Raw genomic sequence first — 23,853 nt, forward strand, 5'->3', positions numbered from 1 at the left:
ACGCTGAAGACGTAGAGAGTTCAAAACTGGAGGTTGGGATGCGAGCGAGAAACTATTTTGTGGGCGCGGCCTTCGCGCTTCTGGCGGGTGGTATGGCCCATTCGGCGGTGGCGCAGGACATCAAGATCGGCGAGATCAACAGCTATTCGCTGCTGCCGGCATTCACCGAGCCCTATCGCAAGGGCTGGCAGCTCGCGGTCGAGGAGATCAACGCAGCCGGCGGCATCAACGGCAAGAAGCTCATCGTCGTCTCCAAGGATGACGGCGGCAAGCCGGCCGACGCGCAGACCGCCGCCAACGAGCTGGTGTCGAGCGAGGGCGTCGCGATGCTGACGGGTACGTTCCTGTCGAATATCGGCCTTGCGGTTTCGGACTTCGCCAACCAGAAGAAGGTGTTCTTCCTCGCGGCCGAGCCACTGACGGACGCGGTGACCTGGTCCAAGGGCAACAAGTACACCTTCCGCCTGCGCCCCTCCAACTACATGCAGGCCGCGATGCTGGTGGAAGCTGCCAGCAAGCTGCCCGCAAAACGCTGGGCGACGATCGCGCCGAACTACGAGTACGGCCAGTCGGCGGTCGCGGTGTTCAAGAAGCTGATGTCGGAGAAGCGCCCGGACATCCAGTGGGTCGATGAGCAGTGGCCGCCGCAGGGCAAGATCGATGCGGGCCCGGTGGTGCAGGCGGTTGCCGCGGCCAATCCCGAGGCGATCCTCAACGTCACCTTCGGCGCCGATCTGGTCAAGCTCGTGCGCGAAGGCAACACCCGCGGCCTGTTCAAGGGCCGCGAGGTGGTGTCCTTCCTGACCGGCGAGCCCGAATATCTCGATCCGCTCAAGGACGAGACGCCGGAGGGCTGGATCGTCACCGGCTATCCCTGGTACTCGATCAAGACGCCGGAACACGATGCGTTCCTCAAGGCCTACCAGGCCAAGTACAACGACTATCCGCGTCTCGGCTCGATCGTCGGCTACCAGACCATCAAGTCGGCAGCCGCCATTCTCGCGAAGGCCGGCTCGACCGATCCGGAGAAGCTGATCGCTGCGGCGGAAGGGCTGTCGATGGGCTCGCCGTTCGGCGAGATCACCTTCCGCAAGATCGACCATCAATCGACGCTTGGCGCTTACGTCGGCAAGACCGCGCTGAAGGACGGCAAGGGTGTGATGGTGGACTCCGTCTACAAGAAGGGCGCGGACTATCTGCCCAGCGACGCCGAGGTCGAGAAGCTGCGGCCGAAGGATTGATCCCCGCTGCCGTAGGGTGGGTTAGCCCTGCGGATGCGCAAAGCGCATCTGCGGGGCGTAACCCACCACCTTCGGCGTCACACGAGAAATGGTGGGTTACGCCGGGCGAACTGCGCTCCGCGCAGTCGCAGGGCTAACCCACCCTACGATTTCACCTAACCCGGACCGAAGATGGCCTTTTACGTCGTACAGTTTCTGACCGGTCTCGCCAGCGCAGCGTCGCTGTTCCTGGTGGCGTCGGGCCTGTCGATCATCTTCGGCGTGACGCGGATCGTGAATTTCGCGCATGGCGCCTTCTACATGATCGGCGCCTACATCGCCTTCACGCTGACGGAGCGCCTGTCCGGCGCGTTCGGCTTCTGGGGCAGTATCGTGCTGGCCGCGCTCGCGGTGGCGCTGATCGGCGTGCTGGTCGAGATGGTGCTGCTGCGCCGCATCTATCATGCCCCCGAACTGTTCCAGCTGCTTGCGACCTTTGGTTTGACCCTGATGGTCGAGGACCTCGTGGTGCTGATCTGGGGGCCCGACGATCTCGTTGGCCGCCGCGCGCCGGGCTTCAAAGGCGCCATCGATTTCTTCGGCCAGAACATCCCGAGCTACGACCTGTTCCTGATCGTGCTCGGCCCGGTCGTGCTTGGCATTCTCTGGCTGCTGTTCCAGCGCACGCGCTGGGGCGTGCTGGTGCGCGCGGCGACGCAGGATCGCGACATGGTCGCCGCGCTCGGCGTCAATCAAAAATGGCTGTTCACGTCAGTGTTCGCGGTCGGCGTCTTCCTCGCCGCCCTAGGCGGCGCGCTCCAGATCCCGCGCGATGCCGTGCATCACGCGATGGATCTGCGCATCATCGTCGAGGTGTTCGTCGTCGTGGTGATCGGCGGCCTCGGCAGCATCGTCGGCGCGTTCGTTGCGGCGGTGCTGGTCTCCGAGCTCAATGCCTTCGGCATCCTGATCTTCCCGAAGATCTCCATCATCCTGGTCTTCCTGGTGATGGCGGTGGTGCTAATCGTGCGGCCCTGGGGCCTGTTCGGCAAGCCGGAGGCTGCCGCGCGCAAGACACCGGGTCTCACCGTCAATCCCTGGCGGCCGCTGACGTCGAACGAGCGGCTCGCTTCGCTGGCGGCGCTGGTCATCGCGGCGACGCTGCCGCTGTTCGCCGGCAACTACGCGCTGACCGTCGGCTCGGAGATCGCGATCTTCGTGATCTTCGCCGTCTCCTTGCATTTCCTGATGTCGGTCGGCGGCCTCGCATCGTTCGGCCACGCGGCCTATTTCGGCCTCGGCGCTTACGGCATCGCCTTCCTCGCCAAGATGGCGGGGTTGCCGATGATTGTTTGCCTTTTGCTCGGACCGCTGCTCGGCTGCATGGGCGCCGCCGTGTTCGGCTTCTTCGCCGTGCAGCTCTCCGGCGTCTATTTCGCCATGCTGACGCTCGCCTTTGCCCAGATCGTCTGGTCGATCGCGTTTCAGTGGGTGAGCGTGACCGGCGGGGACAACGGCATTCTGGGGGTGTGGCCCGAGAAGTGGGCGGCGAGCCCGTCGCACTTCTACTGGCTGGCGCTTGGCGTCGCCGCGCTCGTGACCATTGCCTTGCGGATCGCTGTGTTCTCGCCGTTCGGCTACGCGCTCCGGGCCACGCGTGACTCGCTTCTGCGCAGCGAGGCCATCGGCATCAACGCCAAGCGTATCCAGTGGACGGCTTTCGTGATCGCGGGCACGACTGCCGGCATCGGCGGCGCGCTGTTCGCGTACCTGAAGGGCAGTGTCTTTCCTGACAATCTCGGCATCTCGCTCTCGGTCGATGCGCTGGTGATGGTGCTGCTCGGCGGCGTCGAGACGGTGTCGGGCGCGGTGATCGGCGCCATCGTCTACAAAGCCCTGAACATCTGGCTGGTCAGCCAGACCGATCTGTCAAAACTCGTGCTCGGCGGCTTCATCGTGCTGATCGTCGTCGTCTTCCCCAAGGGCATCGTCGGCATGCTGGAGATGCTGGCGCAGCGCCGCAGGAAGTCGTCGCCGCCGGGATCCTCCTTGCTTGCCAAGCCGATCGAGTCCGCCGAATGAGCGTTGCACCCCCACTTCTCGCGGTCGAAGGCCTGACCAAATCCTATGGCGGCATCCATGCCGTGCGCGGCGTCTCGTTCTCTCTGCGCGCCGGCGAAATCCTGGCGCTGATCGGGCCCAACGGCGCGGGCAAGAGCACCTGCTTCGACATGCTCAACGGCCAGAACAAGCCTGATAGCGGCCATGTCCGCCTGCTTGGCGAGGAGACCACCGGCAAGAGGCCGCGTGAGATCTGGCGGATGGGGGTGGGGCGCACCTTCCAGATCACAGCGACCTTCGCCACCATGACGGTGCGAGAGAACGTCCAGGTCGCGCTGATCTCGCACGGCAAGCAACTGTTCAATCTCTTTGGCTCGGCGCCGAACTTCGATCGGGGCGAGGCCGGCCGGCTGCTCGAGCTGGTCGGCATGGGCGGCTACGCGGATCGTCCTTGCGGCGAGCTCGCCTATGGCGACCTCAAGCGGCTCGAGCTCGCGGTCGCGCTCGCCAACGAGCCAAAGCTGCTCCTGATGGACGAGCCGACCGCCGGCATGGCGCCGCGCGAGCGCGTCGACCTGATGCGGCTGACCGCGCAGATCGCGCGGGAAAAATCGATTGGGGTGCTCTTCACCGAGCACGACATGGACGTGGTGTTCGAGCATGCTGACCGCATCATCGTGCTGAACCGCGGCACACTGATCGCCGAGGGTTCGCCGGCCGAGGTGCGCAGCAATCCGCAGGTGCAGGCGGTCTATCTCGGCGAGGGCCTGCTTTACGAGGCCGAGCATCGCGAGGGAGCATCGACATGAAGCTCACGGTGCAGGACCTCAACAGCCATTATGGCCCCGCGCATATCCTGTTCGACATCGGCTTCGAGGTGGGCGAGGGCGAGGTCGTGGCGCTGCTGGGGCGCAACGGCGCGGGCAAGTCGACGACGTTCCGCTCGATCGTCGGTCTCGTGGCGCAGCGCTCCGGTCGCATCATGTTCGAGGGCAAGGACGTCTCGGCGAAGCCGACCCACGAGATCGTGCGCGATGGCCTCGGCTACGTGCCGGAGGAGCGGCGCATCTTCACCGACCTCACGGTGGAGGAAAACCTCGAAGTCGGCCGGCAGCCGAAGCGGCCCAACGCGCCGCACTGGACGCGCGAAAAGCTGTTCACGCTGTTTCCCAATCTTGGCGAGATGAAGAACCGCCCGGGCGGGCGCATGAGCGGCGGCGAGCAGCAGATGCTGACCATTGCGCGCACGCTGATGGGCAATCCGTCCTTGGTGTTGCTCGACGAGCCGTCGGAAGGCCTGTCGCCGAAGATCGTGGAGCAGATGGTCGACGCCATCCTGACCATGAAGAAGGAGGGCGTCAGCATCGTCGTCTCCGAGCAGAATTTGCATTTCGCGCGGCTGATCTCCGACCGCGCCTACATCATCGAGCGCGGCCGGATCTGCTTCGGCGGCACCATGGCCGAGCTCGACGCGCGTCCGGACATCCGCGACGCGCATCTGTCGTTGTGAAGGCAAGGGGAAGGCAGCGAGCGGATGGCGAGAAGCGTCGTGGCGAAGAAGAACGGCAAACCGGCCAAAGCGCTTAGCAAGCCGCCTTACGTGCTCGACGAGCAGGTCGGCTTCATTCTGCGCCAGGTCTGGCAGCGTCACAGCTCGATCTTCTCCCGCGACATCGGCACCAATCTGACGCCGACGCAGTGGGCGGCGCTGTCGAAGCTCGCCGAGACCGGTCCGTGCTCGCAGAACCAGCTCGGCCGGCTGACGGCAATGGACGTCGCGACCATCAAGGGCGTGATCGATCGCTTGACGGCGCGCGGCCTGACCGAGACCAGCCAGGATCCCGAGGACGGCCGCCGCCTGCTGGTGAGCCTGACGCGCGCCGGTCAGCAACTCGCCGAGAAGCTCGCGCCGAATGCGCTGGCGATCACCCGCGAAACGCTGGCCCCGCTCGACGCCAAGGAGCGCGAGACGCTGATGGCGCTGTTGAACAAGCTGCGGTGAAATTGACTGTCATTCCGGGGCACGCGCGTTGCGCGCGAACCCGGAATCCGGAGATTGCCGCGCGAGATTCCGGGTTCGCGCTTACGCGCGCCCCGGAATGACAGCAAGTGCCGTCACTTCGCCACAACCTCCGGCACCTTGCCGGCGGGGGGCGTATTGCGGCTGCGCTGGGTGCGCACGATGCCGTCGATGATGGTCATGCCGATGCCGGGGAGATCGCCGAGCTGGACGCTCTCCAGGATGTTCTTGCCGGGCGAGTGCTGGGCCTTGTCCATGATGACGAAATCCGCGGCGCGGCCGACCTCGATCAGGCCGCAATCGAGCGCGCGCATCCGCGCGGTGTTGCCGGTGGCAAGGCAGAACGCGATCTCGGCCGGCAGCTCGCCGATCGAGGACAGCATCGAGACCATGCGCAGGATGCCCAGCGGCTGGACGCCGGAGCCGGCCGGCCCGTCGGTGCCGAGGATGACGCGGTGCAGCTCGTTCATTTCGCGCGCGATGCGCAGGGTGTAGAGCGCTGAGCGCTCGTTGCCGTTATGGACGATCTCGAGCCCGCGCTTGCAGCCCTCGCAGATGCAGCGGATCTGGTCGTCGGGGAGGGCGGTGTGGCCGCCGTTGATGTGGCCGACCACGTCGGTGTCGGCCTCCAGCACCACGTCCTTGTCGATCAGGCCGGAGCCGGGGATCGAGGGGCCGCCGGTGTGGATGGTGCTCTGGATGCCGTATTTGCGGGCCCAGCCCACCATCTTGCGTGCGGTGGGGCCGTCCTTCACGCCGCCGAGGCCGACTTCGCCAAGCAGCTTGACGCCGGCGGCAGCCATTTCCTTGAAGTCCTCCTCGACCATCTCGCATTCGATGACGGGTGCGCCGGCGTGAACCTTCACGCCGCCCGGACGAAGCGTCCAGAACGCGCGCTGGGCGAAGATCGCCATGGCCTTGAGGCCGACGACGTCGCGGGGGCGGCCGGGCATGTGCACTTCACCCGCCGAGATCATGGTGGTGATGCCGCCATGGAGGGAGCTGTCGATCCAGTTGATCTGGTTCTGGCGGGGCGTCCAGTCACCGGCGACGGGATGGACGTGGCTGTCGATCAGGCCGGGGGTCACCGTCGTGCCATTGGCATCGACGATGGTGGTGGCGCCTTCGGTGTTGCAGTCCTTGTAGCGGCCGATCGCGGTGATCTTGCCGTTCTCGGCGACGATGGTGTCGCCGTCCAGGATCGGCTTTTCCAGCGCGCCGGACAGGATCAGGCCGATATTCCGGATCACCAGCTTCGAGGGTCCGGTGGCCTGGGGGGCGTCATGCGCCATGGAAGGGGCTCCTTATTCGTAACTGCAACGCTTCCGATCTTGGGCAGCCTTGACCGCGGGATCAAGCCGGATTATTCATTAGTATACGAATGATCGTGTACAAACGACGCATAGCTGACCGCCTCGGAACCGCATTGGAAGCGAAACGGAAGGGTGAGATGAGCAATTTCAATCAGGAAAGCGTTTTGAGCGTCCACCACTGGACCGACACGCTGTTCTCCTTCAAGACCACCCGCAGCCCGACCTTCCGCTTCCGCAACGGCGAATTCACCATGATCGGGCTCAAGGTCGGCGAGAAGCCGCTGCTGCGGGCCTACAGCGTCGCCAGCGCCAATTACGAGGACACGCTGGAGTTCTTCTCGATCAAGGTGCCGGACGGTCCGCTGACCTCGCGCCTCCAGCATCTGAAGGAAGGCGACGAGATCATCGTCAGCCGCAAGGCCACCGGTACGCTGGTGATCGACAATCTGGAGGAGGGGCGCAACCTCTACCTGATCGGCACCGGCACCGGCCTTGCGCCGTTCCTGAGCGTCATCAAGGACCCCGAGACCTATGAGCGGTTCGAGAAGGTGGTGCTGCTGCACGGCTGCAGGCACGTGAAGGAGCTCGCCTATGGCGAGATGATCACCGAGCACCTGCCGAAGGACGAGCTGCTCGGCGAGTATATCCGCAATCAGCTGATCTACTACCCGACCGTGACCCGCGATCCCTTCCGCAATCGCGGCCGCATCACCGACCTCATCACATCAGGCAAGCTGTTCACCGATATCGGCCTGCCAGTGCTGGAAGCCGCCCATGATCGCGTCATGATCTGCGGCAGCCCGGCGCTGGTGGCGGATACCCGCGTGCTGCTCGGCGAGCGCGGCTTCGTCGAGGGCAATCACGGCGAGCCGGCCCAGTTCGTGGTCGAAAAGGCCTTCGCCGAGCGCTGAAGCGTTTTCGAGCGAAGTGGATACCGGTTCGCGTAAAGAAAACGCGTCAAAATAAGAATCTAGAACCCCGTTCCGGGGCTCCAGGCACGAAATTTCTGCGCGAGAAGATCGTATTTTCGCCACCGCCGGGGCGTTGCGGCGTCGATTCGGCGCACGATACTATGTGGGACCGAATCAGCGGAGTTCCCACATGGTTGCGGACAGCGACAGCAACATCGCCTGGCACCGGGTTCAGTTGAAGAAGAATCGCGCCGAGTTGAAGGCGCTGGAGACCGCGCGCTTCACGATGGGCGAGATCGCCTCGTCCAAACGGAACGGCCAGACGCAGAAGACGATCGCGGAACTCAAGCGCAAGATCGCGCAGTCCGAACGCGTCATCGCCGACCACGACAAGCGCACGCGCCGCCCGCTCGGCACGGACCTGCAAAGCCTCAGCAATGGCAGCTGGAGCCATTGGGACTCCTATACCAACCAGCAGCAGCGCAAGACCGGCCAACGGTCGCCCGGGCGCGGATAGGCGCACTTCGCCTTCCGCCGGTTCCGGCCCTTGCGCGCCGCCGCGCGCACACCATCTGGTTGAGGCGCCACCAACCATACCGGTGATCCCATGGCACCGCGCCTCGATTTCACCAGTGAGGCCTTCTTCCGCGATCCGCCCAGGGCGATCGCGGCGTTGCGTGCATCCGGCCCGGTGGTCGCGACGCGCTTTCCCCTTGTCGGCGACGTCTGGATCACCACCACGCATGACGCCACGGCAGAGGTCCTGAAGGACGGCGCGACTTTCACGCTGCGCAAGGAGGATGGCGACATCGCGGGTCTGCGCTGGTGGATGCCGAAATATGTGAAGACCATCGCCAACAACATGCTGACGATGGACGAGCCGGATCACACGCGGCTGCGCAGCATCGTGGATGAGGCCTTCCGTCGCCGTGCGATCGTGGCGATGGAGCCGCGTATTCGCGCTATTGCCGACGGCCTGGCGGACGATCTGTTTGCCGGCGGCAGCCCCGCCGATCTCGTCCAGCGTTATGCCCGCATCCTGCCGGTGTCGGTGATTTGCGAATTGCTGGGCCTGCCGACCGCCGATCGTCCGAGGTTCATCGCCTGGGCGAATACGATGTCGTCTCTCACGAACGTCCTCAGCTTCTTCCGCCTGCTGTTCGCTTTCCGCAAGATGCGACGTTATCTCGAAGAGCAGTTGCAGATCGCGCGCGTGCGGGGCGGCGAGGGGCTGATCGCCGAGTTGGTCCAGGTCGAGCGCGAGGGTGGGCAGATCACCCCGGACGAAATGGTGTCGATGGTGTTCCTGCTGCTCGCGGCAGGCTCGGAAACCACCACGCATCTCATCACTGGTTCGGCCTATGAACTTCTTAAGGATCCGGCTTTGCGCGACTGGCTGGAGCAAGACCGCAGCCGCATCGCGCTCGCCGTCGAGGAGTTCCTGCGCTTCGTCTCGCCGGTGCAATTCTCCAAGCCGCGCTATGTACGACGGGACACCGTGCTCGAGGGCGTGCCGCTGAAGAAGGGCGATCGGGTCATGGTGATGCTGGCCGCGGCGAACATGGACCCGGCGGTGCACGATCAGCCGGAGCGCCTCGACCTCACGCGCAAGCCGAACCGCCACATGTCGTTCGGGACGGGAATTCATTTCTGTCTCGGCCATCAGCTCGCGCGGATCGAAGCGGCCTGTGCGCTGGAGGCGCTGTTCACGCGATGGCCGAAACTCGCTCTCGCCGTCGATCCCGCGGACATTCACTGGCGCAAGCGGCCGGGGATGCGTGCGATCGCAAGGTTGCCGGTCATTGCAGGCGGGAACGGCCGGCCGCGCCTCGCGGCGGCCGCCGCCGAACCGCAGCTTGCGGATTGACACCGCACGTGCACCGCGCGGGAACAGGGCGCGTCATCTTGCGCAAGGTGCGAAACAATCCGGATTGCGCCCGCGTTGCCTCTATACACGCAACAGCAAGGGAGCAGTTCATGCCCAACGGCGGCAAGACGCATATCGGATCGGGCGCGCATGGCAAGGGCGCGGGGACCGGCGCACTGACGGATCTCCCAAAGGATAAGGTCGGCGACAACATGATCCTGTCGAACCGCGACAAGGCGCAGCATTCCGACATTCGCGGCATGGATGGCAAGTTCATCCAGACGGAGCAGTACCAGGACCATTCGGCCAACCGGCTGAGCGACGACGAGGAGGCAGACGAGTAGTCCTCGCTGCAAGCGGCAGCTTCAGGAGCCGGTCGACTTCCCGGACGCGACGAGATCGCGCTCCCAGCCGAATACGGAGCGACCGTCGAGATCGGGCGAGGCGGCGCGTTCACCGGCGATGAACGCCTCCACCGACGGCCCCCGCGCGGCGCGCTCCAGCCGCCGCGCCTGGTCGTCGAGGCGCCTGATCGCCTGCATCTCTTCCTCGCGCCCGAGCTTGGCGTTCTGGATCGCGCCTTTCAGCACACGGATGGTCTCGTCATAGACCTTGATCGGGACGGGATAGGGATGCCGGTCCTTGCCGCCATGGGCGAGCGAGAAACGCGCGGGATCCGTGAAGCGATAGGGCGCGCCGTGCACGACTTCGGCCACTATCGCCAGCGAACGCACCGTGCGCGCGCCGACGCCGGGCGTCAGCAGCAGCTCCGGGAAGTCGACCGGACCGCGCTCTGCGGCGGCTGCGAGTGTGCCGTGCAGGCGCCGCGCGAACACATCCTTGGGCCTGACGTCGTGATGATCAGGCATGATCAGATGCGGCAACATGGCTTGCGCCGGCTCCGGCGCCGTCACAGTGAGCCGCTCGAATTCGGAGACGATGCGATCGGGGCCGAGATCGGAGAGCAGCTCCAGTTGCGCCGTGCGCGAGACATCGGCGCGGTGATCCGTGAGATTGACGATCTCGCCCTGCTGCGGACCGTCGATCGCGCTGTGCGGCGTATCGACAAAACTCTTCAGCGCCTCGGAATGCCAGTGATAGCGGCGGGCCTGCCGCTTGTCGCCGTTCATGCCCTGCTGCACCACCGTCCACTTGCCGTCGGCGGTGACGAAGAAGCCGTGGAGATAGAGATCGAAACCGTCCTGCACCGCGGCGCTGTCGACCTTCGCCACCAGGCGGCTGGCGCGCGTGAGCTTTACGCCGTCGAAGCCGACGCGATCGCCGAGTTGCAACAGCTCATCCGGGGTCTTGCGCGAATGCTGGCCGCGGCCGCCGCAGACATAGATGCCGAGCTCGTCCTGGAGCGGGCCAAGTCCGCGCTTCAGCGCGCCGATCACCGAAGTGGTGATTCCCGAGGAGTGCCAGTCCATTCCCATCACGGCGCCGAACGACTGGAACCAGAACGGATGCGACAGACGCTGAAGGAATGCGTCGCGTCCATAATGATGCACGACCGCCTGCGTGACGATCGCGCCGAGCGTTGCCATGCGGCTCGCGAGCCACGGCGGAACCCGTCCGGTGTGGAGAGGAAGATCGGCGCTGCCGGTTCGTCTGGTCATGCGCGTGCAAGACTAGCGCGGTTCGGCGGCGGTTGCATCAGGCAATGCTGCTAAGCGGCCCCGACAACGGCGGGGTGCTCGTTCGATCGAGGGCGCCGCTTGCGCAGCTTCCGCCGGGCCCAGATCAAAAGCCCCGTCGACAGCAGCGTCAGAAGCGCGACCGAGGTGATGACATTGAGCGGCGAGGCGATCAGGGCCGACCAGTTTCCCTCGTGGATCAGGCGTGGCCAGTTGCGCGGCAGCGGCGTGACACCGCTCGAATTGATGGTGTAGGCGCGCAGCTCTCCGTCCTCGTAGATCCGCGCCATCACGCGGCCGCCACGCGTGCCGACCGAGATCACGTGGGTGAGGTCGTGCTGGTCTGCGACCATGCGAACGGCGTCCGGCAGGGCAACGGGACGTCCACCACCGGCCGGAGCGGCTGCGTTCTGAAACGTCAGGCCGAACGCCATGCACAGGCCGGTCAGCGGGCTGAGCAGGATCAGCGGCAGCGCGAACCACGCGGTGCCCTTGTGCCATCCGGAGAGCGTGTTGCGCAGCCGCGGCAGCCCCATGAAGAGGCCGAGCACCATCAGCGCGACCATGGCGACGGTCGAGCTCGTCACCAGCCATCCCTGGCCGAGCAACCGTTCATGGTTGATGCGGGCCCACAGCAGGAGACCGGAGAGGCTGGAGCCTGTTGCGGCGGGCTCGCCGGTTGCGAGATCAATCGCCGGGGTGCCGGTGCCTTGCAGCGTCATCCGCTGGTTCTCGGCATTGATCGAGAGCCCGCGCGCCTTGCTCTCCGGATCATATCGCTTCACCAGCTCGACGACGCGCGCTGCGTCAATGGCAGGACCGCTGGTGCCACTGACTTGCACGAGCGGTTCGAACGAGAGGATCAGTCCGGTGGCAATGATCGCGAGCAGGGGCAGGGCAAAGACCAGCGTGATCCAGCGATGCAGTCTCAACAGCAGGGGCTTGCTCATGTTCGGTCTCCGACGATCCGCCGCTTTGGTCTCCCAATGCAGCGCCGAAGACAAATGACGCTTTGTCCATGTTGTTGCGTTGATTTGCAGCAAACGGATCGAGCGCGCAGCTTCACTGGCGAATGCTAATCGTTCGCAGGTTCGAGCGTCGCCAGCAGCTTGTGCAGCAACGCGGACGGCGAGAATGCCGACCTCCTCAAGCAGGTCGAGGGCATCGTCGAGCGGCATCTCGTCCGCTTCGCCTTCCGCGATCCGCCGGAGATCGTCTGGCGGTCCGCGGAGCAGGCGACGAATTAGGGCCTACTCGCGTTTGGCCTTGCTCGCGCCGCGCAGGCCCGCCTGCTGCTGGATCGTGTCCAGCGCGCCTGACGACTGCTCCTCCGTCACGAAGCGGTTGAGCAGGGGAAGCGCGTCCTCGCGTCCTTTGGGGATCGCGATTGCCATGTGCTCCAGCCCCCAATTGCCGTCGAGGATTTTGGCGCCCGGCATCTGGTCGGACATCTCGAACAGCGTCGGCTTGTTGGTGGCGTAGAGGTCGATCTCGCCACGGCCGAACATGGCGATGGCGACCTTGACGCTTTCGGCGGGGACGATGGTGGCGTTCTTGAATTTCGCCGGCAGCGTCCGCTCGGACGTCGAGCCCTTGGTGACGCCGATCTTCACGCCGGGCTTGTCGATATCCTCGACCTTGCTGATCGGCGAGTTTGCCGGGACGAGGAAGCCGAGCTCGATCGCCAGCACGGGCTGGCTGAAGCTGACCTCGTTCGCGCGCGCCGGCGTGGCGTTGGTCACGGTGAAATCGACCTGGCCGTCGTGGATCGCGGTGACGATGTCGGCGACGCGCTGAAACCTGACATAGTCGACGCCGACACCGAGCCGTTTTGCCAGCTCCCCGCCGAGATCGTAGGCGAGGCCGTGCGGCTTGCCGGTCGCATCATTCACCATCGAGGTCGGGCTGCCCGGATAGATGCCGACGCGCAAGGTCCCGCTCGGCGCCAGCAGCTTTGCTTCGCCGTCGCCGCGCGCGGGCGCGCCGAGCAGGCTGGTGACGGCAACCGCGAGCAGGGCGGTATGCGCAAGGCGTCCGAAACAGGTCTTCATCTGAAGAGCCCTATTGCGCGCGGATGTTGGCGGCCTTCAGCACGGGCTCCCATTTGGTCGCCTCGGCGCGCATGTAGGCGTCAAAATCCTTGGCGGAGGAGCCGACGGGAGCGGCGCCGATCTTGCCGAGCGTCGACAGCACGCTGAGGTCTTGCAGCGCGGCCTTGAGGTCGGTCTCGAGCTTCGCGACGATCTCCGGCGGCATCTTTGCCGGACCCAGCACGCCCCACCAGACCGAGACGTCGTAGCCGGGGACGCCAGCCTCGGCGATGGTCGGAACATCCGGCAGCGCCTTGGAGCGTTCGGTCGAGGTCACCGCGAGCGCGCGCACCGGGCCGCCTTCGAGCTGGCCGATCGCTTCCGCAAGCGGATTGATGCTGAGCGGGATCTCGCCGGCGATCACGGCCGTCAGCGCCGGCGCGCCGCCCTTGTAGGGGATGGCGACGATCTTGGTGCCGGACATGTGTTTGAGCAGCTCGCCGGCGAGATGCGCCGAGGTGCCGTTGCCGGACATGCCATAGGAGAGCTTGTCCGGATCCTTCTTCGCGGCGGCGAGGAGGTCGCCGAGCGTCTTGTAGGGGCTGTCCTTCGCGACCACGATCGCGAGCGGGGAGGAGGCGACTTCGGTGATCGCGGTAAAGTCCTTGAACGTGTCGTAGGGCACGCTGGGATAGATGAACTGGTTGAGCGGATGGCCGCTCGCGACCAGGATCAGCGTGTAGCCGTCGGGCGCAGCCTGCGCCAGCGTCTGCGACGCCACGATGCCGCCGGCGCCGGGACGGTTGTCGATCACCGGCTGCTGGCCCCAGGTTTTTGCGAGTGCCTGTCCCAGCGTGCGGGCGAGGACGTCGACCGCACCGCCGGCCGCATAGGGCACGAGGATGTGGACCGGCTTGCTTGGATAATTGTCGGCCCGCGCGGCGCTGCCGGCCAGCAGCAGGCCGGCGCCCAGCATCAAGCCGGTGATCTTCTTGTTCAAACCCAGCATTCCCAGCACTCCTTGAGGGCGTTTGCGCGCGGAGGGCGGTCTCGAAGCCGCTCCGGACGTTGCCCATGGTTTTTGTTGACGAGACCTGATCTTTTGTACGATAGTACAAATCACATGGTACGCAAGCCCACCAGCAAGGAAACGGCCCGCAAGCCGAACATGCGCGAGGCGATCCTCGCCGCGGCCGAAGAGCTGTTCGCCACCAACGGCTTCAATGCCGTCTCGGTGCGCGACATCGCGCAGGCCGCCGGGGCCAACCCCGGCAGCGTCACCTATCATTTCAAGACCAAGGACGGCCTGCTGCTGGAGATCTACCGGCGGCATTGCGGGCCGATGAATTTGCGCCGCTCCGAGCTGCTGGCCGCCGCCAAACGCGTGCGCGACCTGCAGGACCGGCTGGAGGCGATCGTGCGCGCCTATGTGGTGCCTGCCTTCACCTCGGGCAGCGATCTTGCCGGCGGCGGCGCGCGCTTCACGCGCCTGCGCGCGGTGATGTCGGCTGAGGGCAACGAAGTTGCGCGAAAAATCATCGCGCAGACCTTCGACGACACCAGCCACGCCTTCATCGACGCGATCCACGAGAGCCTGCCCCACATTCCGCGCACCGACATCGTCTGGCGGAGCCATTTCCTGCTCGGCGCGCTCTATTACTCGCTGGTGACGCCGGACCGTGTCTCGCGCCTGTCGCGTGGCGAAGCCGACGGCAGCGATGCCGCGGGCGCGATCGAGCAATTGGTGCAGGCCACCGTCGCCGCGTTCCAGGCGCCGGCGCTGGATCAGGCCGCGCCTGCACGGCGGCGAGCGGTCGTCAGCAGCAAGACTTGAAAGAAACCGCCGGGCGGAGGCGCGTAACAGCGCTTTCGCTCGCAAGCGGGCCATGTGACAGGGTGTTTTGGGAAATGAACAGGCGGGAGTGCTTGCATCTCTTGACCGGATTGGCCGGTGCCGCGCTTGCCGGTGAAGCGCGCGCGCAAAGCGCGGAACCGAAGGCGATCCCGACGATCACGCCACCGGACCCCAATCCCAAGACGCCGTCTTTCAAGCTGCCGGCGAAATCCTGCGATACGCATACGCATATCTTCGGTCCCGCGGCCCGTTACCCTTTTGCCGAGAAGCGGCCCTACAACACCGCCGATGCGCCGCTGGAGACGTTCCGCAGTATGCACGAGAAGATCGGCGTCGAGCGCTGCGTGATCGTCAATGCCACAGTGCACGGCACGGACAACCGGGTCGTCACCGACGCCATCGCCCAGAGCGAGGGCGCCTACAAGGGCATCGCCAACGTCAGCGACGAGATGACCGAGAAGGAGCTTGCGGCGCTCGACAAGGGCGGCATCTGCGGTTGCCGCTTCGCCTTCCTCAAGCGCCTCGGCGGCGTCGGCGACATGACCAAGTTCCAGCGCATCGTGCATCGCGTCGCCGAACTCGGCTGGCACATCGACGTCTATTTCGATCCGGGCACGATTGCCGAATTCGCGCCCATCCTCACCGCGCTGCCGGCGCCTTACGTGATCGATCACATGGGGACGGTGCAGGCCGGGAAGGGGTTAGATGATCCCGGCTTCACCGCGCTGCTCGATCTCCAGAAGAAGGACGAGAAGTGCTGGGTCAAGATCACGGGCCTGGAGCGCGCTTCCGCGACCGGCAAGCCGTTCCATGACGCCGTGCCGTTCGCGAAGGCGCTGATCGACAATGCGCCCGATCGCGTGCTCTGGGGCACCGACTGGCCGCATCCGAACGTCAAGGTCATGCCGAATGACGGCGAGATCGTCGACCTCATTCCTCTCTTCGCGCCCGACGCCAAGGTCCAGCACAAGCTGCTGGTCGACAATCCGGCACGCCTGTTCAAGTTCAGCTGATGACAATGATGTACACACCGACCATTCCGCCGCCCGATCCAAACACGCGCACGCCGAAGTTCAAGCTTCCAAGACTGGCCTGCGATGCGCATTGCCACATCTTCGGGCCCGGTTCGAAATATCCTTACGCGCCGGACCGTTCCTACACGCCGCCGGACGCGCCGCTAGAGGATTTCAGGGCGCTGCACGCCAAGCTCGGCGTGGAGCGCGCGGTCATCGTCAATGCCAGCGTGCACGGCACCGACAACACGGTGGCGCTCGATGCGATCGCAGAGAGCAATGGTGCCTATCGTGCGGTCGCCAATATCGACGACAGCATCACCGAGCGCGAGCTCCGCGTGCTGCACGAGGGCGGCTTCCGCGGCTGCCGCTTCAACTTCGTCCGCCATCTCGGCGGCGTGCCCGACAAGGGTGTGTTCGACCGCATCGTCGCGATGGTCACGCCGCTCGGCTGGCACATCGACCTGCATTTCGATGCGATCGACCTGCCCGAATATGCCGACATGCTGACTAGGCTGCCGCTGAGCTACACCATCGACCATATGGGCCGAGTGAAAGCCTCCGAGGGGCTCGACCAGCTCCCGTTCAAGATCCTGATCGAGCTGATGCAGCGCGACCAGAAGTGCTGGGTGAAGATCTGCGGTTCCGAGCGCGTCTCCTCGGCCGGTCCGCCATTCACGGACGCGGTGCCGTTCGCGCGCAAGATCGTCGAGACCGCGCCCGACCGCGTCATCTGGGGCACCGACTGGCCGCATCCCAACGTCAAGGTGATGCCGAATGACGGCGACCTCGTCGATCTGATCCCGTTGTTCGCGCCGGAACTGGAGTTCCAGCAGAAGATCCTCGTCGACAATCCCGCGCGCCTGTTCGGGTTCGACCGATGACGGCAATCGCGATCGACAAGCCGCGCGGCCGCGCCTGGTGGAAGGAGCTCTGGATCCAGGTGCTCATCGCCATGGCGGCCGGCATCGCGCTTGGGATCGTCAGCCCCGAGGCCGGCGCCAAGATGCAGCCGCTCGGGGACGCCTTCATCAAGGCGATCCGGATGCTGATCGCGCCGATCATCTTCTGCACCGTCGTGCATGGGATCGCCCACATGGCCGACATGGCGCGGGTGGGGCGCGTCGCGGTCAAGGCGATCATCTATTTCGAGATCATGACCACGATCGCGCTGATCATCGGTCTCGCCGCGGTGAACCTGCTCCGGCCCGGCGTCGGCATGAACATCGATCCCGCCAGCATCAATGCCAGCGCCATCGAGCCTTATGTCAAGCAGACCGGCGCCATCGGCTTCGTGCCGTTTCTCTTGAACATCGTGCCGGCCACGTTCGTCGGTGCTTTTGCGGAAGGAAACATCCTCCAGGTGCTGTTCATCTCGGTGCTGTGCGGCTTCGCGCTCGTGCAGCTCGGCGAGAGAGCCGCGCCGCTGGTCCATCTGATCGACATCGCCGCCAAGATGGTGTTCGCGGTCGTGGGCTTCGTGATGTGGGCGGCGCCGATCGGCGCGTTCGGTGCGATTGCGTTCACGGTCGGCAAATTTGGCGTCGGTTCGCTGGCTTCGCTCGGCAAGCTTCTCGGCGGCTTCTATCTGACCTGCTTGGTCTTCATTGCTATTGCGCTCGGTCCAGTCGCGCGGCTGTGCGGCTTCTCTCTGCTCAAGCTGATCCGCTACATCTGGGAAGAGCTGCTGATCTGCATCGCCACGACGTCATCCGAGACCGTGCTGCCGCGGATGCTGACCAAGCTGGAGAAGGCCGGCTGCGAGAAGAGCGTGGTCGGGCTGGTGATCCCGACCGGCTATTCCTTCAATCTCGACGGCACCTGCCTCTACCTTGCCGCGGCCTCGGTGTTCCTGGCGCAGGCGACCAATACGCCATTCGGTCTCGCCGAGCAGATCGAATTGCTGCTGATCCTGCTCGTGACCTCCAAGGGCGCGGCGGGGATCGCGGGCGCCGCCTTCGTCGTGCTGGCGGCGACGCTGTCGGCGACCGGCACCATCCCGGTGACCAGCGTTGCGCTGGTGCTCGGCATCCACCGCCTGATGTCGCAGGGGCTGACCCCGACCAACCTGATCGGGAACGCGGTTGCGACCATCGCGATTGCCAAATGGGAAGGCGCGCTCGACGGCGAGCGATTGCGCCGCGTGCTCGACGGCGAGGAACCGGTGGTCGCTGCTGCCTGAACGAACTTGCTTCCTGCATGAGGCAGGCGGCCTATGATGCTTACGAACGAAAGAGGGGAGTTTGTCCCATGAAAACAGGTCTCGTCGTCACCGCCCATCCGGGCGATTTCGTCTGGCGCGCCGGCGGCGCTATCGCGCTGCATGCGAAGAAGGGCTATCGCATGAAGATCGTCTGCATGTCCTTCGGCGAGCGCGGTGAGAGCCAGTTCGCGTGGAAGGAAAAGGGCGCGACGCTAGAGTCGGTCAAGGCCGGCCGCAAGGACGAGGCGGAGCGGGCGGCCAAGCTGCTCGGTGCCGAGATCGAGTTCTTCGACTGCGGCGACTATCCGCTAAAACTCACCGAAGCGCATTTCGACCGCATGGTCGACATCTACCGCGAGCTCAATCCGAGCTTCGTGCTGACGCACGCGCTGGAAGACCCCTATAATTTCGACCATCCGAACGCGGCGCATTTCGCGCAGGAGACGCGCGTGGTCGCACAGGCGATGGGCCATAAGCCCGGAGCGCAGTACAAATATTCGGCGCCGCCGGTGTTCCTGTTCGAGCCGCACCAGCCCGAGCAGTGCAATTACAAGCCGGACACGATTCTCAAGATCGACGAGGTCTGGAAGGAGAAATACGAGGCGTTCCAGATCCTCGCCGCGCAGAAGCACCTCTGGGGCTATTACGAGCGCGTCGCGCTCAACCGCGGCATCCAGGGCAGCCGCAACACCGGCGTGCCCATGACCTATGGCGAGGCCTATCAGCGCCTGTTCCCGACGGTTGCGGAGGAATTGGCATGAAGCCCGTCGTCGTCCGGAACATCAAGCGAGCCGATCCCGCCGCCATGGCGGAGTACGGCGTCTCCACCGTGCATGAGGCCTATGGCCGCCTCGGCCTGATGAAGCCTTATCTGCGTCCCGTCTGGGCCGGGGCGTCGATTGCCGGCCCCGCCGTCACCGTGCTGGCGCAGCCAGGCGACAACTGGATGATCCATGTCGCCGTCGAGCAGTGCAAGAAGGGCGACATCCTCGTCGTCGGCTGCACCACCGACAATACCGACGGCATGTTCGGCGAGCTGCTGGCAACCTCGCTGCAGGCGCGCGGCGTGCAGGGGCTGATCATCGATGCCGGCTGCCGCGACGTCAAAGCGCTGCACGAGATGAACTTCCCGGTGTGGTCGCGCGCGGTTTCGGCCAAGGGGACGGTCAAGGCGACGCTCGGCTCGGTCAACGTTCCCGTGGTCTGTGCCGGCGTGAACGTCGATCCCGGCGACATCATCGTGGCCGATGACGACGGCGTCGTGGTGGTGCCGAAGCGTTATGCGGCCGAGGTCGCCGAGAAGGCGAAGAAGCGCAACGCGGACGAAGGCGGCAAGCGCAAGCGGCTCGCCTCGGGCGAGCTCGGCCTCGACATGTACAGCATGCGCGAGGCGCTGGCGAAGGCCGGCCTCGTCTATGTCGACAATCCCGAGGACGTCTGAGCGGAATTAGAAAAGCGGAGCGGGCGGATGGATCGTCTGAAGCTGAAGGCCGTGCTCGGCAGTCATCCCCATGTGCAGGCGGTGAAGAGCGGCGCGCTCCGCTCCGACCTCTTCGATCTCGACTTCATCGAATACACGCCGACCAACACCGCGTTCAAGCCGATGGTGCGCGAGCAGGCCTTCGACGTCTGCGAGATGGCTATCGTCACCTATCTCATGGCGAAGGCGCACGGCAAGACGCTGGTGCTGCTGCCGGCGACCATGATGGGCCGCTTCCAGCATTCCTATGCGCTCTATAATCCCGCGCATGGCACGCTCGGGCCGTCCGATCTCGAAGGCAAACGCGTCGGCATCCGCTCGTTCACGACCACGACGGGCGCCTGGATCAGGGGCATCCTCGCCAACGACTACGGCGTCAATCTCGACAAGATCCGCTGGGTGACGTTCGAGGATCCGCACGTCGCCGAATATGTCGACACCACCGAGCGCGCGCCGAAAGATAAGAAGGTGTTGCAGATGCTGCTCGACGGCGAGCTCGACGCCGTGCTCGGCGAGACCTCCAACGATCCCAAGCTGAAGCCGCTGTTTCCCGATCCGGCCGCGGAGGCGACGAAATGGTACGCCCGTCGCGGCGTCGTTCCGGTCAACCATCTCGTGGTCGTGACCGAGCAGCTCGCAAAATCGCGTCCTGACGTGGTCGCAGGCGTCTATGATCTGCTCAAGCGGAACAAGGCGCAGGCGGGGCCCGCGGTGACGCCCGACCTCGTTCCGTTCGGGATCGAAGCCAACAGGAAACCGCTCGAGCTGATCATCGACTACGCATTCCAGCAGGCGCTGATCCCGCGCCGCTATGCGGTCGAGGATCTCTTCGACGAGACGACACGAGGATTGAACTGATGGCGGGTGATCCCAGGCGCTGGCAGATCGGGCTGATCGGCTATGGTGAGGTCGGCCGTATCCTGGCCGAGGATTTGCGCCAGCGGGACATCAAGGTCTCGGCCTATGACATCAAGCTCGGTGGCGAGCAGGGCGCGCCGCTAAGGGAGCATGCGGCGAAATTCGGCGTGACGCTCGCGGCGTCTCATGCCGAGCTGACCGCGAAATCCGACTTCATCATCTCCGCCGTCACGGCGAGCCAGGCTGTTCCCGTCGCAAAGGCCTGCGCGGCCGCGATCAACCAGGGTACCTGGTTCCTCGATTTCAACTCGGCTTCGCCCGGCGCCAAGCAGCGCGCGGCGGCACTGATCGATGGCGCTGATGGCCGCTACGTCGAGGGCGCGGTGATGACGTCGGTGCCGCCGTATCGCATCAAGGTGCCGCTGCTGCTCGGCGGCCCCGGCGCGAGGGAGCTGGAGCCGCTGCTGAGCGCGATCGGCTTTGCGGCGAAGGTGGCCAGCGACAAGCTCGGGGTTTCCTCGGCGGTGAAGATGTGCCGCAGCATCATGATCAAGGGCCTCGAGGCCATGGTGATCGAAAGCTTCACCACCGCGCGCGCCTATGGTGTCGAAGATGCCGTGCTGGCATCTCTCACCGAGACATTCCCCGCCATCAATTGGGAGAAGCAGGGCGCCTATTTCTTCCAGCGCGTGATCGAGCACGGTCGCCGCCGTGCCGAGGAGGTGCGCGAGGTTGCCGAGACCGTGCGCGAGGCGGGACTGACGCCGTGGTCGGCGCAGGGTACGGCCGAGCGTCAGGCCTGGGTGGCTGATCTTGCCGATGAGGGGCTGTTCGGACCCAAGGGGACCAAGGAGTTTGCCCGCAGCGCGGACTGGCGCACGGAAGCTGATCGGATCCTGGCGAAGATCAATCGCGGAAAATAGGGCGGCTTCGGCTCAGGATTTCGCCGAGCAACAGCCCGTGAGCTCGTCGCGGGCGCGGTCGATCAGATCGGTCAGGCTCTTGGCTTCCCGGGCAACTACGGTCGCGCGCTCGGTGCGGAATTCGGCAAGGATCATGCGGATGCACTTGTCGGCGGTCTCGAGCGTCCACAGCATGCGGGCCATATCGTCCTCGGTGCGGATCGCCGAGATATCGAGGCCTGACAGGACTTCGCCGATGCCGTTCAGCCGCTTGACGGCGGTCTCGGCGGGTGTCCCGGCCCGAACGGAATGAGAGTCGATGCTGCTGAATGCGCTGAACACGTCCATGCTTCCCGGTTGAATGCAAACATCAGTGCGGTCTCGCCATGACCGGCACCGCGGGACTTGCATTGCGTGCAGCAGCTATCGGGGAATCGGAGAGAATCTACTATCCGGGAGAGTACCGGATTCGGAATTTTGGAACTGTGAACGGTAACATCGGACGGTAATCCGGCGCGCTGCAATGCAGATATGCGTTGGGGGCCGTTCACGGGCCTGGGCGGAATAGGGCGGGCCGCTGCCGCGCAAAGGTTTGCCGGCCGCCTTTGAAGCCCATCATGACGTCGGGCAACTCGGCAATGGCAAAGCGGCTGTTCTTGATATCGAGCACGATGAGATCGGCGGGATTGCCGATCTTGATGCCGTAATCAGCGAGGTTCATCAGCCGCGCCGGCAGGTCAGTGACGAGGTCGAGGCAGGTGTCGAAGTCGCTGACCGAGGCGTGCGCGACATTGGCGTAGAAGTTCGCCATCCGCAGCAGTGAGGCATCGCCAAAGGGCGTGAAGGGATTGAGCACGTTGTTGGTGGCGACCGAGCACAGCACGCCGTCGGCCGCAAGCTTGTGGGCAAGCGTCAGCCCGCGCGGTGCGTTATGGGTGGCCTCGCGGCCCATCAGGTAGAGATCGGTCGCGGGCAGCACGGTGACGGCAACGCCTGATTTTGCCAGTTGCGCGGTGGCGGCCTTCATCCGCTCAGGCGGCAATGCCGAGAGTTTCGTGGCATGGCCGATCGCCACGCGTCCCCCGTAGTTGCGCCGCTCGGTCTGCCGGCAGACCTCGTCGAGATGCCACCAGGAGGGATCGAGGTCGAAATCGAGATGGAGGTCGACGTCGAGGTCGAACTCCTCGGCGAGATCGAAGATGCGCGCGAGATGGGCGTTCGGGTCGGTGTCCATGTAGGGACAGCCGCCGATGACCTCGCCGCCGTCGCGCAGCGCCTGGATCAGCAACTCCTCACTGCCGGGATCATTGGTCAGGCCTTCCTGCGGGAAGACACAGAGTTCGAGGTCGATTGCCCAGGCGTAGTCGCGCTTGAGTGCCTTGACCGCCTCGAAGCCGCGGAGGCCAATGCGCGGATCGATCTCGACATGGGTGCGCATGCGCGTCGTGCCGTGCACGATGGCTCGCTCCAGCACGCGAGCGCCACGCGCGTAAACGTCCTCGACCGTAAAGTCCTTCTTCATCCCGGCGACGGCGCGGATCGCTTCGGAGACGCTGCCGTGATTGTGGCCGCAGCGGCCGAGCAGGCAGGCCTTGTCGAGATGGATGTGGGTGTCGACGAAGCCGGGCAGGGCGAGGTGCCCGCCGAGGTCGACCTCGGCGGCCTCACAGGCAAGCTTGGGCTCGATCGCGGCGATGCGGCCGCCCTTCACGCCGATATCGACGGGTGCGGCGGATGATCGCAACAGCGCGTTGCGGAAGATCAGGTCGAAGGCGGATTGCGTGGTCATAACTCGTGCGCAGGGAATTTAGGATAATCAGCCGCGACTGGCGGCTCCACATTGTCGGCAATGTAGCGAGGGAAATGTTCAAAATATATGCACGAATCCCGGGGGAGTGACGCTAGTATCCCGCAAACCCGGAGACTTTGCCATGTCCGTTGTCGCAAGAGCCGAAACTGGTCCGTTGTCCGACGCCGCGATCGTCGAGGCCTATCTCACGGCTTCGATGATTCCCGATCCCGACGCCGCAGCAGCCTATGTGGCGCCAGGTGCGATCATCACGTTCACGGGCGGGCGCGAGTTCGATCATCCGCGCGGCCCGACCGCCTTCAACGCCAAGCGCTACCGTTGGGTCAAGAAGAAGATGGACCGGTTCGACGTTTGCCCCGGCGACTCGGAGACCGTGGTCTATAGCGTCGGCACGCTCTATGGCGAATGGAAGGATGGGACCCCCTTCGAGGGCAACCGCTACGTCGATCGCTTTGTGGTGCGGAACGGCAAGATTATCAAGATGGACGTCTGGAACGACAGCGCCGAGCGCATCCTGGTCCAGCGCGGCATCGACGCGTAAGACTCATCCCCGGCGCTGAGGGGCGGGCCGCTCCGGCGGCGCCGCACTGCCGCTCATCGTATCGAAAGCGGTGATAGCTGATAGACGTAAGCGCGTCTGGCGGCTGGCGCGTGCCTGCGCTATCAACTCAGG

Annotated in this window: 26 protein-coding genes; 19 read left to right on the forward strand and 7 right to left on the reverse strand. The window is 65.0% G+C overall.

Annotated elements, in window-relative coordinates; all coding sequences use genetic code 11:
• Positions 1-38: 38 nt before the first annotated feature.
• The 5 genes from JQ635_RS07660 (at position 39) to JQ635_RS07680 (ending at position 5,283) form a co-directional block, all read left to right on the forward strand.
• Positions 39-1,241 (forward strand): ABC transporter substrate-binding protein, encoded by a 1,203-nt coding sequence (locus JQ635_RS07660; RefSeq protein WP_211409255.1) that lies wholly within the window; start codon positions 39-41, stop codon positions 1,239-1,241.
• Between the two features lie 171 nt (positions 1,242-1,412).
• Positions 1,413-3,302 carry an ABC transporter permease gene (locus JQ635_RS07665; protein WP_211409256.1) on the forward strand — a complete coding sequence of 630 codons (1,890 nt, stop codon included), beginning with the start codon at positions 1,413-1,415 and terminating at the stop codon, positions 3,300-3,302.
• Entirely contained in the window at positions 3,299-4,090 is a 792-nt protein-coding gene (locus tag JQ635_RS07670; RefSeq protein WP_211409257.1) for an ABC transporter ATP-binding protein, read from the forward strand. Before JQ635_RS07665 ends, JQ635_RS07670 begins: the two co-directional genes overlap by 4 nt.
• Entirely contained in the window at positions 4,087-4,791 is a 705-nt protein-coding gene (locus JQ635_RS07675; RefSeq protein ID WP_211409258.1) for an ABC transporter ATP-binding protein, read from the forward strand. The genes JQ635_RS07670 and JQ635_RS07675 overlap by 4 nt, the downstream gene beginning before the upstream one ends.
• 24 nt (positions 4,792-4,815) lie before the next feature.
• On the forward strand, positions 4,816-5,283 hold the full coding sequence (locus JQ635_RS07680; RefSeq protein WP_211409259.1) for a MarR family winged helix-turn-helix transcriptional regulator: 468 nt from the start codon (positions 4,816-4,818) through the stop codon (positions 5,281-5,283).
• A 113-nt stretch (positions 5,284-5,396) separates the two neighbouring features.
• On the opposite strand, the gene JQ635_RS07685 is transcribed toward JQ635_RS07680, so the two are convergent.
• Positions 5,397-6,593: an amidohydrolase family protein gene (locus JQ635_RS07685; protein WP_211409260.1), complete on the reverse strand. Its 1,197-nt coding sequence runs from the start codon at positions 6,591-6,593 to the stop codon at positions 5,397-5,399.
• A 158-nt stretch (positions 6,594-6,751) separates the two neighbouring features.
• Here JQ635_RS07685 and JQ635_RS07690 point away from each other — a divergent pair, with 158 nt between their 5' ends.
• The 4 genes from JQ635_RS07690 to JQ635_RS07705 all read left to right on the forward strand — a co-directional run bounded on the left by JQ635_RS07690 (position 6,752) and on the right by JQ635_RS07705 (position 9,736).
• The gene (locus tag JQ635_RS07690) at positions 6,752-7,525 is read left to right on the forward strand and encodes a ferredoxin--NADP reductase (protein WP_211409261.1); all 774 of its coding nucleotides are present in this window, start codon (positions 6,752-6,754) and stop codon (positions 7,523-7,525) included.
• Positions 7,526-7,715: 190 nt separating this feature from the next.
• Complete coding sequence (locus JQ635_RS07695; RefSeq protein ID WP_211409262.1) at positions 7,716-8,042, forward strand: hypothetical protein; 327 nt, start codon at positions 7,716-7,718, stop codon at positions 8,040-8,042.
• A 90-nt stretch (positions 8,043-8,132) separates the two neighbouring features.
• Complete coding sequence (locus JQ635_RS07700) at positions 8,133-9,392, forward strand: cytochrome P450 family protein (protein WP_211409263.1); 1,260 nt, start codon at positions 8,133-8,135, stop codon at positions 9,390-9,392.
• 110 nt (positions 9,393-9,502) lie between these two features.
• Positions 9,503-9,736 (forward strand): hypothetical protein, encoded by a 234-nt coding sequence (locus JQ635_RS07705; RefSeq protein WP_211409264.1) that lies wholly within the window; start codon positions 9,503-9,505, stop codon positions 9,734-9,736.
• 21 nt (positions 9,737-9,757) lie between these two features.
• Here JQ635_RS07705 and JQ635_RS07710 read toward each other — a convergent pair whose 3' ends face one another.
• Together JQ635_RS07710 and JQ635_RS07715 are read right to left on the reverse strand one after the other, a co-directional pair.
• A complete protein-coding gene (locus tag JQ635_RS07710; RefSeq protein ID WP_211409265.1) occupies positions 9,758-11,011 on the reverse strand; it encodes a DUF763 domain-containing protein in 1,254 nt (417 codons plus the stop codon).
• Positions 11,012-11,061: 50 nt separating this feature from the next.
• Complete coding sequence (locus JQ635_RS07715; RefSeq protein ID WP_211409266.1) at positions 11,062-11,979, reverse strand: PepSY-associated TM helix domain-containing protein; 918 nt, start codon at positions 11,977-11,979, stop codon at positions 11,062-11,064.
• Between the two features lie 159 nt (positions 11,980-12,138).
• On the opposite strand from JQ635_RS07715, the gene JQ635_RS07720 reads away from it, so the two are divergent.
• Complete coding sequence (locus JQ635_RS07720) at positions 12,139-12,276, forward strand: DUF2218 domain-containing protein (protein ID WP_211409267.1); 138 nt, start codon at positions 12,139-12,141, stop codon at positions 12,274-12,276.
• 3 nt (positions 12,277-12,279) lie between these two features.
• Here JQ635_RS07720 and JQ635_RS07725 read toward each other — a convergent pair whose 3' ends face one another.
• On the reverse strand, positions 12,280-13,080 hold the full coding sequence (locus JQ635_RS07725) for an ABC transporter substrate-binding protein (RefSeq protein ID WP_211409268.1): 801 nt from the start codon (positions 13,078-13,080) through the stop codon (positions 12,280-12,282).
• Positions 13,081-13,090: 10 nt separating this feature from the next.
• Complete coding sequence (locus JQ635_RS07730) at positions 13,091-14,068, reverse strand: tripartite tricarboxylate transporter substrate binding protein (protein ID WP_211409269.1); 978 nt, start codon at positions 14,066-14,068, stop codon at positions 13,091-13,093.
• Between the two features lie 114 nt (positions 14,069-14,182).
• Here JQ635_RS07730 and JQ635_RS07735 point away from each other — a divergent pair, with 114 nt between their 5' ends.
• From JQ635_RS07735 to JQ635_RS07770, 8 genes are all read left to right on the forward strand, one after another.
• Positions 14,183-14,893 carry a TetR/AcrR family transcriptional regulator gene (locus tag JQ635_RS07735; protein ID WP_211409270.1) on the forward strand — a complete coding sequence of 237 codons (711 nt, stop codon included), beginning with the start codon at positions 14,183-14,185 and terminating at the stop codon, positions 14,891-14,893.
• Positions 14,894-14,967: 74 nt separating this feature from the next.
• Entirely contained in the window at positions 14,968-15,927 is a 960-nt protein-coding gene (locus JQ635_RS07740) for an amidohydrolase family protein (RefSeq protein WP_211409271.1), read from the forward strand.
• Positions 15,927-16,811, forward strand: coding sequence for an amidohydrolase family protein (locus JQ635_RS07745; RefSeq protein ID WP_211409272.1), 885 nt, complete (start codon positions 15,927-15,929; stop codon positions 16,809-16,811). The genes JQ635_RS07740 and JQ635_RS07745 overlap by 1 nt, the downstream gene beginning before the upstream one ends.
• On the forward strand, positions 16,808-18,109 hold the full coding sequence (dctA, locus tag JQ635_RS07750; RefSeq protein WP_211409273.1) for a C4-dicarboxylate transporter DctA: 1,302 nt from the start codon (positions 16,808-16,810) through the stop codon (positions 18,107-18,109). The genes JQ635_RS07745 and dctA overlap by 4 nt, the downstream gene beginning before the upstream one ends.
• 68 nt (positions 18,110-18,177) lie before the next feature.
• The gene (locus tag JQ635_RS07755) at positions 18,178-18,891 is read left to right on the forward strand and encodes a PIG-L deacetylase family protein (RefSeq protein WP_211403268.1); all 714 of its coding nucleotides are present in this window, start codon (positions 18,178-18,180) and stop codon (positions 18,889-18,891) included.
• Entirely contained in the window at positions 18,888-19,571 is a 684-nt protein-coding gene (locus tag JQ635_RS07760; RefSeq protein ID WP_211409274.1) for a 4-carboxy-4-hydroxy-2-oxoadipate aldolase/oxaloacetate decarboxylase, read from the forward strand. Before JQ635_RS07755 ends, JQ635_RS07760 begins: the two co-directional genes overlap by 4 nt.
• Positions 19,572-19,598: 27 nt before the next feature.
• Positions 19,599-20,468 (forward strand): hypothetical protein, encoded by an 870-nt coding sequence (locus JQ635_RS07765; RefSeq protein ID WP_211409275.1) that lies wholly within the window; start codon positions 19,599-19,601, stop codon positions 20,466-20,468.
• Positions 20,468-21,391, forward strand: a complete 924-nt coding sequence (locus JQ635_RS07770; protein WP_211409276.1) for a DUF1932 domain-containing protein — start codon at positions 20,468-20,470, stop codon at positions 21,389-21,391. Before JQ635_RS07765 ends, JQ635_RS07770 begins: the two co-directional genes overlap by 1 nt.
• A gap of 12 nt (positions 21,392-21,403) precedes the next feature.
• On the opposite strand, the gene JQ635_RS07775 is transcribed toward JQ635_RS07770, so the two are convergent.
• Together JQ635_RS07775 and JQ635_RS07780 are read right to left on the reverse strand one after the other, a co-directional pair.
• Complete coding sequence (locus JQ635_RS07775; protein WP_211409277.1) at positions 21,404-21,718, reverse strand: hypothetical protein; 315 nt, start codon at positions 21,716-21,718, stop codon at positions 21,404-21,406.
• 199 nt (positions 21,719-21,917) lie between these two features.
• Positions 21,918-23,159 (reverse strand): amidohydrolase family protein, encoded by a 1,242-nt coding sequence (locus JQ635_RS07780; RefSeq protein WP_211409278.1) that lies wholly within the window; start codon positions 23,157-23,159, stop codon positions 21,918-21,920.
• Between the two features lie 142 nt (positions 23,160-23,301).
• Here JQ635_RS07780 and JQ635_RS07785 point away from each other — a divergent pair, with 142 nt between their 5' ends.
• Complete coding sequence (locus JQ635_RS07785; protein ID WP_211409279.1) at positions 23,302-23,721, forward strand: nuclear transport factor 2 family protein; 420 nt, start codon at positions 23,302-23,304, stop codon at positions 23,719-23,721.
• The last annotated feature ends 132 nt before the right edge of the window (positions 23,722-23,853 follow it).

The sequence above is a fragment of the Bradyrhizobium iriomotense genome (assembly GCF_018130765.1).
Taxonomy (GTDB): domain Bacteria; phylum Pseudomonadota; class Alphaproteobacteria; order Rhizobiales; family Xanthobacteraceae; genus Bradyrhizobium; species Bradyrhizobium iriomotense_A.

Excerpts from the sequence above, each read along its gene's own strand:
- JQ635_RS07660 (WP_211409255.1), top strand. The coding sequence starts at position 39 with ATGCGAGCGAGAAACTATTTTGTGGGCGCGGCCTTCGCGCTTCTGGCG.
- JQ635_RS07665 (WP_211409256.1), top strand. The coding sequence starts at position 1,413 with ATGGCCTTTTACGTCGTACAGTTTCTGACCGGTCTCGCCAGCGCAGCG.
- JQ635_RS07670 (WP_211409257.1), top strand. The coding sequence starts at position 3,299 with ATGAGCGTTGCACCCCCACTTCTCGCGGTCGAAGGCCTGACCAAATCC.
- JQ635_RS07675 (WP_211409258.1), top strand. The coding sequence starts at position 4,087 with ATGAAGCTCACGGTGCAGGACCTCAACAGCCATTATGGCCCCGCGCAT.
- JQ635_RS07680 (WP_211409259.1), top strand. The coding sequence starts at position 4,816 with ATGGCGAGAAGCGTCGTGGCGAAGAAGAACGGCAAACCGGCCAAAGCG.
- JQ635_RS07685 (WP_211409260.1), bottom strand. The coding sequence starts at position 6,593 with ATGGCGCATGACGCCCCCCAGGCCACCGGACCCTCGAAGCTGGTGATC.
- JQ635_RS07690 (WP_211409261.1), top strand. The coding sequence starts at position 6,752 with ATGAGCAATTTCAATCAGGAAAGCGTTTTGAGCGTCCACCACTGGACC.
- JQ635_RS07695 (WP_211409262.1), top strand. The coding sequence starts at position 7,716 with ATGGTTGCGGACAGCGACAGCAACATCGCCTGGCACCGGGTTCAGTTG.
- JQ635_RS07700 (WP_211409263.1), top strand. The coding sequence starts at position 8,133 with ATGGCACCGCGCCTCGATTTCACCAGTGAGGCCTTCTTCCGCGATCCG.
- JQ635_RS07705 (WP_211409264.1), top strand. The coding sequence starts at position 9,503 with ATGCCCAACGGCGGCAAGACGCATATCGGATCGGGCGCGCATGGCAAG.
- JQ635_RS07710 (WP_211409265.1), bottom strand. The coding sequence starts at position 11,011 with ATGACCAGACGAACCGGCAGCGCCGATCTTCCTCTCCACACCGGACGG.
- JQ635_RS07715 (WP_211409266.1), bottom strand. The coding sequence starts at position 11,979 with ATGAGCAAGCCCCTGCTGTTGAGACTGCATCGCTGGATCACGCTGGTC.
- JQ635_RS07725 (WP_211409268.1), bottom strand. The coding sequence starts at position 13,080 with ATGAAGACCTGTTTCGGACGCCTTGCGCATACCGCCCTGCTCGCGGTT.
- JQ635_RS07730 (WP_211409269.1), bottom strand. The coding sequence starts at position 14,068 with ATGCTGGGTTTGAACAAGAAGATCACCGGCTTGATGCTGGGCGCCGGC.
- JQ635_RS07735 (WP_211409270.1), top strand. The coding sequence starts at position 14,183 with ATGGTACGCAAGCCCACCAGCAAGGAAACGGCCCGCAAGCCGAACATG.
- JQ635_RS07740 (WP_211409271.1), top strand. The coding sequence starts at position 14,968 with ATGAACAGGCGGGAGTGCTTGCATCTCTTGACCGGATTGGCCGGTGCC.
- JQ635_RS07745 (WP_211409272.1), top strand. The coding sequence starts at position 15,927 with ATGACAATGATGTACACACCGACCATTCCGCCGCCCGATCCAAACACG.
- dctA (WP_211409273.1), top strand. The coding sequence starts at position 16,808 with ATGACGGCAATCGCGATCGACAAGCCGCGCGGCCGCGCCTGGTGGAAG.
- JQ635_RS07755 (WP_211403268.1), top strand. The coding sequence starts at position 18,178 with ATGAAAACAGGTCTCGTCGTCACCGCCCATCCGGGCGATTTCGTCTGG.
- JQ635_RS07760 (WP_211409274.1), top strand. The coding sequence starts at position 18,888 with ATGAAGCCCGTCGTCGTCCGGAACATCAAGCGAGCCGATCCCGCCGCC.
- JQ635_RS07765 (WP_211409275.1), top strand. The coding sequence starts at position 19,599 with ATGGATCGTCTGAAGCTGAAGGCCGTGCTCGGCAGTCATCCCCATGTG.
- JQ635_RS07770 (WP_211409276.1), top strand. The coding sequence starts at position 20,468 with ATGGCGGGTGATCCCAGGCGCTGGCAGATCGGGCTGATCGGCTATGGT.
- JQ635_RS07775 (WP_211409277.1), bottom strand. The coding sequence starts at position 21,718 with ATGGACGTGTTCAGCGCATTCAGCAGCATCGACTCTCATTCCGTTCGG.
- JQ635_RS07780 (WP_211409278.1), bottom strand. The coding sequence starts at position 23,159 with ATGACCACGCAATCCGCCTTCGACCTGATCTTCCGCAACGCGCTGTTG.
- JQ635_RS07785 (WP_211409279.1), top strand. The coding sequence starts at position 23,302 with ATGTCCGTTGTCGCAAGAGCCGAAACTGGTCCGTTGTCCGACGCCGCG.